The sequence below is a fragment of the Bianquea renquensis genome (assembly GCF_014384895.1).
Lineage (GTDB): Bacteria > Bacillota > Clostridia > Lachnospirales > Bianqueaceae > Bianquea > Bianquea renquensis.
Window position 1 is genome coordinate 35,300 of record NZ_JACRSQ010000026.1, and the last position, 7,710, is coordinate 43,009.

Annotated in this window: 10 protein-coding genes and 1 other annotated feature; of the genes, 1 reads left to right on the top strand and 9 read right to left on the bottom strand. The window is 50.2% G+C overall.

Going from position 1 to position 7,710, the window contains the following annotated elements; genetic code table 11:
• Positions 1 to 202 precede the first annotated feature (202 nt).
• A complete protein-coding gene (locus H8730_RS13895; protein ID WP_177717162.1) occupies positions 203 to 466 on the top strand; it encodes an AbrB/MazE/SpoVT family DNA-binding domain-containing protein in 264 nt (87 codons plus the stop codon).
• Positions 467 to 581: 115 nt separating this feature from the next.
• On the opposite strand, the gene fsa is transcribed toward H8730_RS13895, so the two are convergent.
• The 9 genes from fsa to epsC form a co-directional block, all read right to left on the bottom strand.
• On the bottom strand, positions 582 to 1,229 hold the full coding sequence (gene fsa / locus H8730_RS13900; protein WP_177717144.1) for a fructose-6-phosphate aldolase: 648 nt from the start codon (positions 1,227 to 1,229) through the stop codon (positions 582 to 584).
• A 109-nt stretch (positions 1,230 to 1,338) separates the two neighbouring features.
• Positions 1,339 to 1,560, bottom strand: coding sequence for a YdbC family protein (locus H8730_RS13905; protein WP_177717147.1), 222 nt, complete (start codon positions 1,558 to 1,560; stop codon positions 1,339 to 1,341).
• A gap of 131 nt (positions 1,561 to 1,691) precedes the next feature.
• Complete coding sequence (locus tag H8730_RS13910) at positions 1,692 to 2,627, bottom strand: SPFH domain-containing protein (RefSeq protein WP_177717149.1); 936 nt, start codon at positions 2,625 to 2,627, stop codon at positions 1,692 to 1,694.
• Positions 2,628 to 2,666: 39 nt separating this feature from the next.
• A complete protein-coding gene (locus H8730_RS13915; RefSeq protein WP_249290004.1) occupies positions 2,667 to 3,110 on the bottom strand; it encodes an NfeD family protein in 444 nt (147 codons plus the stop codon).
• A gap of 114 nt (positions 3,111 to 3,224) precedes the next feature.
• Positions 3,225 to 3,860: an RNA polymerase sporulation sigma factor SigH gene (gene sigH / locus H8730_RS13920; protein ID WP_177717156.1), complete on the bottom strand. Its 636-nt coding sequence runs from the start codon at positions 3,858 to 3,860 to the stop codon at positions 3,225 to 3,227.
• 16 nt (positions 3,861 to 3,876) lie between these two features.
• Positions 3,877 to 4,629: a 23S rRNA (guanosine(2251)-2'-O)-methyltransferase RlmB gene (gene rlmB / locus H8730_RS13925; RefSeq protein ID WP_249289994.1), complete on the bottom strand. Its 753-nt coding sequence runs from the start codon at positions 4,627 to 4,629 to the stop codon at positions 3,877 to 3,879.
• A 4-nt stretch (positions 4,630 to 4,633) separates the two neighbouring features.
• Entirely contained in the window at positions 4,634 to 5,065 is a 432-nt protein-coding gene (locus H8730_RS13930; protein WP_177717159.1) for a Mini-ribonuclease 3, read from the bottom strand.
• A gap of 14 nt (positions 5,066 to 5,079) precedes the next feature.
• Positions 5,080 to 6,477 (bottom strand): cysteine--tRNA ligase, encoded by a 1,398-nt coding sequence (gene cysS, locus H8730_RS13935; RefSeq protein WP_249289998.1) that lies wholly within the window; start codon positions 6,475 to 6,477, stop codon positions 5,080 to 5,082.
• Positions 6,477 to 7,193, bottom strand: coding sequence for a serine O-acetyltransferase EpsC (epsC, locus tag H8730_RS13940; protein WP_177718095.1), 717 nt, complete (start codon positions 7,191 to 7,193; stop codon positions 6,477 to 6,479). Before epsC ends, cysS begins: the two co-directional genes overlap by 1 nt.
• 67 nt (positions 7,194 to 7,260) lie before the next feature.
• Positions 7,261 to 7,479, bottom strand: a binding site (T-box leader).
• Positions 7,480 to 7,710: the final 231 nt, after the last annotated feature.

Consider the following 7,710-nt stretch of genomic DNA (forward strand, 5'->3'; position numbering starts at 1 on the left):
TCCAGGTAGGAATGGTGGTCAAATTTTCGTCGAAAGAAATTCCAATTTGTCGAATATTTTCCAGAAAAATGGAAATTATTCGTTGACATTTTTTGACATTTAAGATATAATGACAACTGTATTCAAAACCATCAGCTGACAGTTCGCCTCACTGGTCAGTGGATGATACGATAAATGGCTTAGATAAGGAGTTGTCGAGATGATGAAACCAACGGGAATTGTTCGAAAGGTTGATGAGCTAGGACGAGTTGTACTTCCCATCGAAATTCGTCGCACCTTAGGAATCGACGTAAAGGATTCACTGGAAATTTTTGTTGATGACGGAATGATCATACTTCGCAAGTATGAACCCGCCGATATTTTTACCGGCGACCTTGAAGATTTGATCGAATTTAAAGGGCATAAGGTGTCAAAGAAAAATATAAAGGAAATGGCAGCTCAGGCAGGATTAAAAATTGCCGACTAAGCTGATTTCCTTATACTGTGACGGAGAGCAAGTTGTCCTATTCACAGAAAAAGGGTTATCTCAAGTCGATTTTTATATCGTTCTGAGACAACCCTTTTTTATATCGCATTTCTCTTTATTTGGTATATACGGAGTTCCAATCCGCCATAAATTTGTCGATTCCGGCCGTCGTCAACGGATGCTGGATCATCTGTTGAAAAACCTTGTAGGGCACTGTTGCAATATGGGCGCCAAGCTTCGCACACTCGATAACATGCATGGGGTGACGGATGCTGGCTGCGATGATCTGCGTCTCAATTTCGTGGACAGAGAAGATCTCTGCAATATCCGCGATCAACTGTAGACCATCCGTACTGATATCATCCAACCGTCCTAAAAAAGGCGATACATATGTTGCGCCTGCACGAGCCGCCAAGAGCGCCTGCGTCGAGGAAAAAATCAAGGTCACGTTCGTTTTAACTCCTTCTCTTGACAAAACGCTGACCGCCTCAAGCCCTTCTTCTGTCATGGGGATTTTGACTACCATATTGGGATGGATCTTAGCGATCTGCCGGCCCTCCTCGATCATTGCCGCCGCATCCAGGCTTATGACTTCTCCGCTGATAGGCCCATCTACGATCTGCGTGATCTCCTGGATCACCTCAGAAAAATCTCTCCCCTCCTTCGCAATCAGGGAAGGATTCGTCGTGACGCCACAGATAAATCCCATTTTGGCCGCCTTCCGGATTTCTTCGACGTTGGCTGTATCAATAAAAAAACGCATATTCATCCTCCTCAAATGATGGATCCAATTTCTCTCCTAATTATACTCCAAAATCGTCGGTTGTCAAACGATTTCTATGTGCTCTCACTTCCATACAGGCACACGCTTTCTATAGATCCATTCGGTCCAAAATCTCTTTTAGTGCAACCAAATCCTCTTTTGATAAGGTGATTCCCTTTCCCATCTTCTCTCCGTCCGGTGACCATTCTCTCAGATCGTATTTGGGCGCCCGGTCATTCCAGCTGATCAAATTCAATTCTTTGCGCCATCCGCGCCCAGATTCTGTCAAGACCCCAATTTTTTCAAGAATTTCATACTTAATCTCTGCCATTGTTACCTCCACACTGCTATTTTAGCGGTAATAAAATCTCAAGCCCTCTCCTCTTCCTGTGTAAACCACAGAGGATCAAAAAAGAGGATGTCAACCGACTGTGCCGCCAACATCCTCTCCGCAAATTGCAATTACGCGTTCGGTACATCCTCCTTGCCGACTTCCACAACGGACTTAACCAAGCCTGCCAGCCCCTGAATCTCCGACGGGATAATGATCTTCGTCGCTTTTCCATCCGCTGCTTTTGCGAATGCCTCCAGGCTCTTGATTGAAATCACACCCGTGTCCGGCTGGGACTCTTTAATCATCCGAAGTCCCTCCGCCGTAGCGTGCTGTACTTTCATGATCGCCTCCGCTTCACCTTCCGCTTCGCGAATCTGCGCTTCCTTTTTGGCTTCCGCGTGAAGAATGGCCGACTGTTTATCCGCTTCCGCCTCCAGGATCATGGCTTCCTTCTTACCTTCCGCCACAAGGATCTGGGATTGTTTCGTACCCTCAGCGCGAAGGATGGATTCTCGCTTCTCGCGCTCCGCCTTCATCTGCTTTTCCATCGCCTGCTGGATCTCCGCTGGCGGAATGATATTTTTCACTTCCACACGGTTGACTTTGATTCCCCATGGATCCGTTGCCTCATCCAAAATCGTGCGCATCTTGGTGTTGATGATGTCACGGGATGTAAAAGTTTCGTCCAACTCCAAATCACCGATAATATTTCGGAGAGTCGTCGCGGACAGATTTGCGATAGCCATCATGGGCTTCTCCACGCCGTAGGTATAGGCTTTCGGGTCTGTAATCTGGAAAAAGACTACCGTATCAATCTGAATTGTCGCATTATCCTTCGTGATAACCGGCTGTGGTGGGAAATCCGCAACCTGTTCCTTCAGGTTGACCTTGCGCGCGATTCGGTCAAAAAATGGCATCTTGAAGTGCAATCCGACGCTCCAGATTCCTTTGAACGCCCCCAGGCGTTCGATTACATATGCATTCGCCTGTGGCACGATTCTCACATTTGCCGCCACGATAATGATCAACAGCAACAGAACACCGATAATAATATAAATTTCCATGCTATATCCTCCTCTTTATTTGTCTAGCAGAGCGTACCCTTATTCTTCCGCCGTCTTCGCCCTGACAACCAACTTGACGCCTTCAACTCGGAGCACCTCAACAAGCGAGCCAACAGGCAGATTGACATCCGTATTCTCCACCTTGGCCGACCAGATCTGGCCATCAACCTTCACTTGACCGGTCCCCTGGATCGGCTGAATCTCTGTGACCACCTTTCCCTCTCTGCCTGCCAGGGCATCGACGTTGGTCGCAACCTTCTTCGGTTTCAAATATTTAACCGCCAAAGGCCTTGTGAAGGCCAGCATCAATCCAGACACTACGACGAAACACAGCCATTGCAGCCATAGTGGGCCGCCGCACATGGCAATGATCCAGGCAACCAGCGCTCCAAAGGTAAACCAGATGGAAGTCAACCCCATGGTCGCAGCTTCTGTCACGACGGTCAGGACGATAACGCCAATCCATATATAGACCCAAATCATGTCCACTCACGTTCACTCCCTTCTTTGTTAGCACTGATTCTATTATACTATAGGAGGCCCGAAAGTCAAGAGCTGTGGGATGGTTGGTATCGGGGTGGGATACTTGGCGGCCTTTCAGCTATTTTGATCTCGAAGGATCCCTTCAACCTTATGTTTGATCCTCTGCAGCGCATTGTCAATGGACTTTGAATTTTTTCCCATTGTTATGGCAATCTGCTGATAATCCAGCCCTTCCAGGTAGTAGGTCAAAACCTTCTTTTCCATGCCGCTCAATCGCTTATCCATCTTTCTCTGCATCTCCGCCAAATCTTCCTGACCGATCAGGATCTCCTCCGGGTTGACGATCTCTTTGGCGGTTAAAAGGTCGAGTATGCTTGTCTCTTTCTCGTCCTCCTCGTTGACCGTCTTGTTCAAAGAGACATACATATTCAGCGGCGCATGTTTTTGCCGGGTTGAACTTTTCACTGCTGTGATAATCTGCCGGGTCACGCACAGGTCCGCAAAGCTGCGGAAGGAGGTATGCTTGTCCGGCTCATAACTGCGGATCGCTTTATACAAGCCGATCATTCCCTCCTGAATCACGTCATCCCTGTCAGCGCCAATGAGAAAATAGGGTCGTGCCTTGATTCGAACGAAATCTTTGTATCGTTCCAGCAGAGTGCTCATGGCATCCGCATCCTGATGACAAGCCAGCACAATGAGCTCCTCATCTGATTTTGCTGTTAGTAGTTCCGCTTTGGATGACTGCATGCAGGTTATACTCCCTTTACTGGTTTTGATGCCAATCGCGCTGCCGCAAAGCTTCGTAGAGCAATACGGCTGTGGCCACCGATGCGTTTAATGAGCTGATAGCCCCCTTCATAGGAATTGAAACGACAAAGTCACATGTCTCCCGGACCAGGCGACTGACGCCCTCATGTTCTCCTCCGATGACTAGGGCCAGCGGCCCCGTCAGATCTCTCGCGTACATGGGGTCCCCGTCCATATCCGCACACGCGGTCCAAATGCCTTTCTTCTTTAGCTCCTCCAGTGTCCGGGAGATATTTGTCACCTGGGCCACTGGAACATATTCCAATGCCCCCGCCGCTGTTTTGGCCACCGCCGCTGTCAGTCCCACCGCCCTGCGCTTTGAAATGATAACGCCGTGGATTCCCGCCGCATCAGCACTCCGCAGAATCGCCCCCAGGTTGTGAGGGTCCTGAATGCTCTCCAGGACTAACAAAAATGGGGGTTGCCCCTTCTTCTCTGCCAGTGCCAAAATATCAGAGACATCCGTGTAGGCGTAGGCCAGAGCCAACGCCACAACCCCCTGGTGATTCTCTCCTCCGGCCAACTGATCCAGCTTGTCCTTTCCAACCTCCCGAACCCGCACGCCTCCCTCTCTTGCCAGCGCCAGGATCTTGTTCAGCGACCCCGTGTGGGGTGGCCGCTGAACGTAAATCTGATCCAATTGATGCCCGGCGCGAAGGACCTCCATCACAGCGTTACGGCCAACGATGGTCTGGTTCATGTTCTCCATGCATCTACTCCTTTCTGTCCATACTGGCGATAGCGGCTTCAATAATCTCCGTCAGTCGCTGATCCCGTCCTTCCAAAAACAAATATCCAAGGACCGCCTCGAAACCGGTTGCCACCTTATAATCTGAGAGCTTCGCATTTTTGGGGACACTGAGAGGTTTTGCATTGCGCCCACGGCGATATATTCCATGTTCCTCCGGCGTTAAGCGCTCCTCAATGGCATGCATCATCCTTGCCTGAGAGGCCGCCTTCGCATAAGAAGATGCCTTCAGGTGCATGGCGTTGGCTGAGACACGGCTTGTCAAAACCAGCTTTGTCCGAAGATAGAGATCGAATACCGTATCCCCTAGAAAGGCCAATGCAATGGGAGAGCATTGCTGCGCTTTCCAATTCTGAGGTGCTTCCTGTTCTCGAATCGTATTAAAAAATTCGTCCAACCCTGTCGTCTCCCCTATACTCGCTTGTATCGAACGCCCTCTCGCGTGTCTTCCAGGACAATGCTCTTTTCCTTCAATGTATCCCGAATTTCGTCTGCCAAGGCAAAATTGCGCGCTCTGCGCGCCTGCTGACGCTGCTCGATCAGCGCCTCAATCTCCTCATCCAGCAGTTCTTCCTTCACCTCCACTGTAAAACCAAGCATCTCCATAAGCCTTCCCAGCTGCTCTGCGAGAGCTGCTAAAAATTCTGGACTGGAGGATGCTTCCGCCTTCGTATTGGCAAACCGGACGAGCTCAAAGATAGCCGCCAGTGCATCCGCCGTATTAAAGTCATTGTCCATGGCCGCTTCAAACTTTGTTTGATATTCCGCAGCATCTGTAATCCACTGTTTTTCCTGCTCTGTCAGCGGCCGGTTCTGGGCTGTTGATTCCAAATACTTTAGGTTTCCGTAGCAGCTCCGGATGCGCTCAAGCGAGCTGCATGCGGCTTCCATCAGCTCTGCGCTGAAATTGACAGGGCTCCGATAATGGGCGTTTAACATAAAGAAACGAATGGCGTCATAGCCATAGCGTTCCGCAACCTCCCGCACGGTAAAAAAGTTTCCGAGGGATTTCGACATCTTCTGGTTGTTGATGTTTAAAAACCGATTGTGCATCCAGTATTTAGCAAATGGTTTTCCCGTCGCTCCCTCGCTCTGGGCGATCTCGTTTTCATGGTGGGGAAAGACTAGATCTTCTCCTCCGGCATGGATATCAATGGTATCCCCCAAATATTTTCGGGCCATGACAGAACACTCGATATGCCAACCGGGCCGTCCCTCTCCCCAGGGACTGTCCCAGGCAGGCTCACCCGGTTTCTTCGGTTTCCACAGAACAAAATCCATGGGATGTTTTTTAACCTCATCCACGGCGATTCTCGCGCCAGCCTCCAGTTCCTCCTGGTTTTTCTTCGACAGCTTTCCATACCCGGCAAAGGCGCTGGTGTCGTAGAAAACCGTTCCCTCCATTTCGTAGGCAAACCCTTTCTCGATCAACTGCTGTATCATCTGGATGATCCCCTCGATCTCGCTGGTCACTCTGGGATGAATTGTAGCCCGTTTGACTCCAAGTCCGTCGGCATCGGTAAAATACTCTTTGATATAGCGGTTGGCCACTTCCTCCGCGGAGATCCCCTCTTCGTTGGATTTAGCGATGATTTTATCGTCCACATCCGTGAAGTTCTGCACATAGGTGACCTCGTATCCTTTGTACTCCAGGTATCGCCGTACTGTGTCAAATACAATCATCGGGCGGGCGTTGCCGATATGCACATAATTGTACACCGTTGGACCGCACACATACATTTTGACCTGTTTCTCCTCCTGGGGCTGAAAATCTTCCAGCTGGCCTGACAGGGTATTGTATACTCTCATTATGCTTCCTCCTTTTTTCTTTCCTTCATCTTTGCGTGACCGCAGTCCTCCACAGGCAGCGGGTCTCCTTCAAAGAGTCCTTTCTCCTGCAGCTGCTGCTCTAACTTGGCCAGCTGGTTTCGCAGCCGGCAAATCTCCATCTCCACCGGATCGGGAAGGCTGACCTGATCCAACATTTTCGCCGGGTCCACGCGCTTATTTCCCCGCTTGACGATATGACCTGGGATTCCGACAACGGTACAGTCATCCGGCACCTCCGATAGGACAACGGAACCGGCTCCAATCCGCGAGTGACTGCCGACCCGGAACGAACCTAGAATCTGGGCGTCAGTGCTGATTAATACACCATCTCCGATGGTCGGATGCCGCTTCCCCTTTTCCTTTCCGGTGCCTCCCAGCGTAACCCCCTGGTAGATCGTCACATCATCCCCGATCTCCGCCGTCTCTCCAATGACGACACCGGCACCGTGATCAATGAATAGACGCCGCCCAATGGTTGCCCCGGGGTGTATCTCAATCCCCGTCTTATGCTTGGCGCGCTGGGAGATCCAGCGAGCCCGAAAAAAGTGTCCCTTCTGGTAGAGTCTGTGGGCTCTACGATGGCTGAGCTGGACTCGAAAGCTTGGGTACAGCCAGACCTCCAGCGGCGACCGGATCGCGGGGTCCTTTTCCTTTATGACCGCAAATTGTTCATGCAAAAATTCTCGCAGTTTCATCCCCATGCCCTCCTTTAACACGATTATGTCCGCCCTGCGGCGGATTTTCGCAAAAAAAACCGCCTCATAAAGAGGCGGTTTCACCGCGGTTCCACTCTTCTTTCCGGCACAATGTTCACCGGATGCTCCTGCGTCACAACGGCCGCCGCCGTGTCCGGCTTGCCATCGCTCACCAGACCTGTTCCAGGGCGCACTTCCCATATCGGCCTCCCAAAGCTGCTTACAGCCGGTGGCAGCTTCTCTCTGATGGATTTGGATATGGTACTCTTCCTGTCACTACATTTCTCCTCTATGTCTCGCACCATCGCTGCGAGCAAGTTCTATTATCTGTGATAGTTTATTATATACTATTTTTCCTTAAATGTACACACTATTTTTAAAATTTTTCTTCATCCTATTGTAGCGTTACAATAGATGTGAGACCAAGGGTATAGAAAAAGGCGATAGAGTTTGTTAGAATAGAGTCACCACAACAACACCCTAACGAAAGGTCTCAATCGCCATGGACATTGTAGCA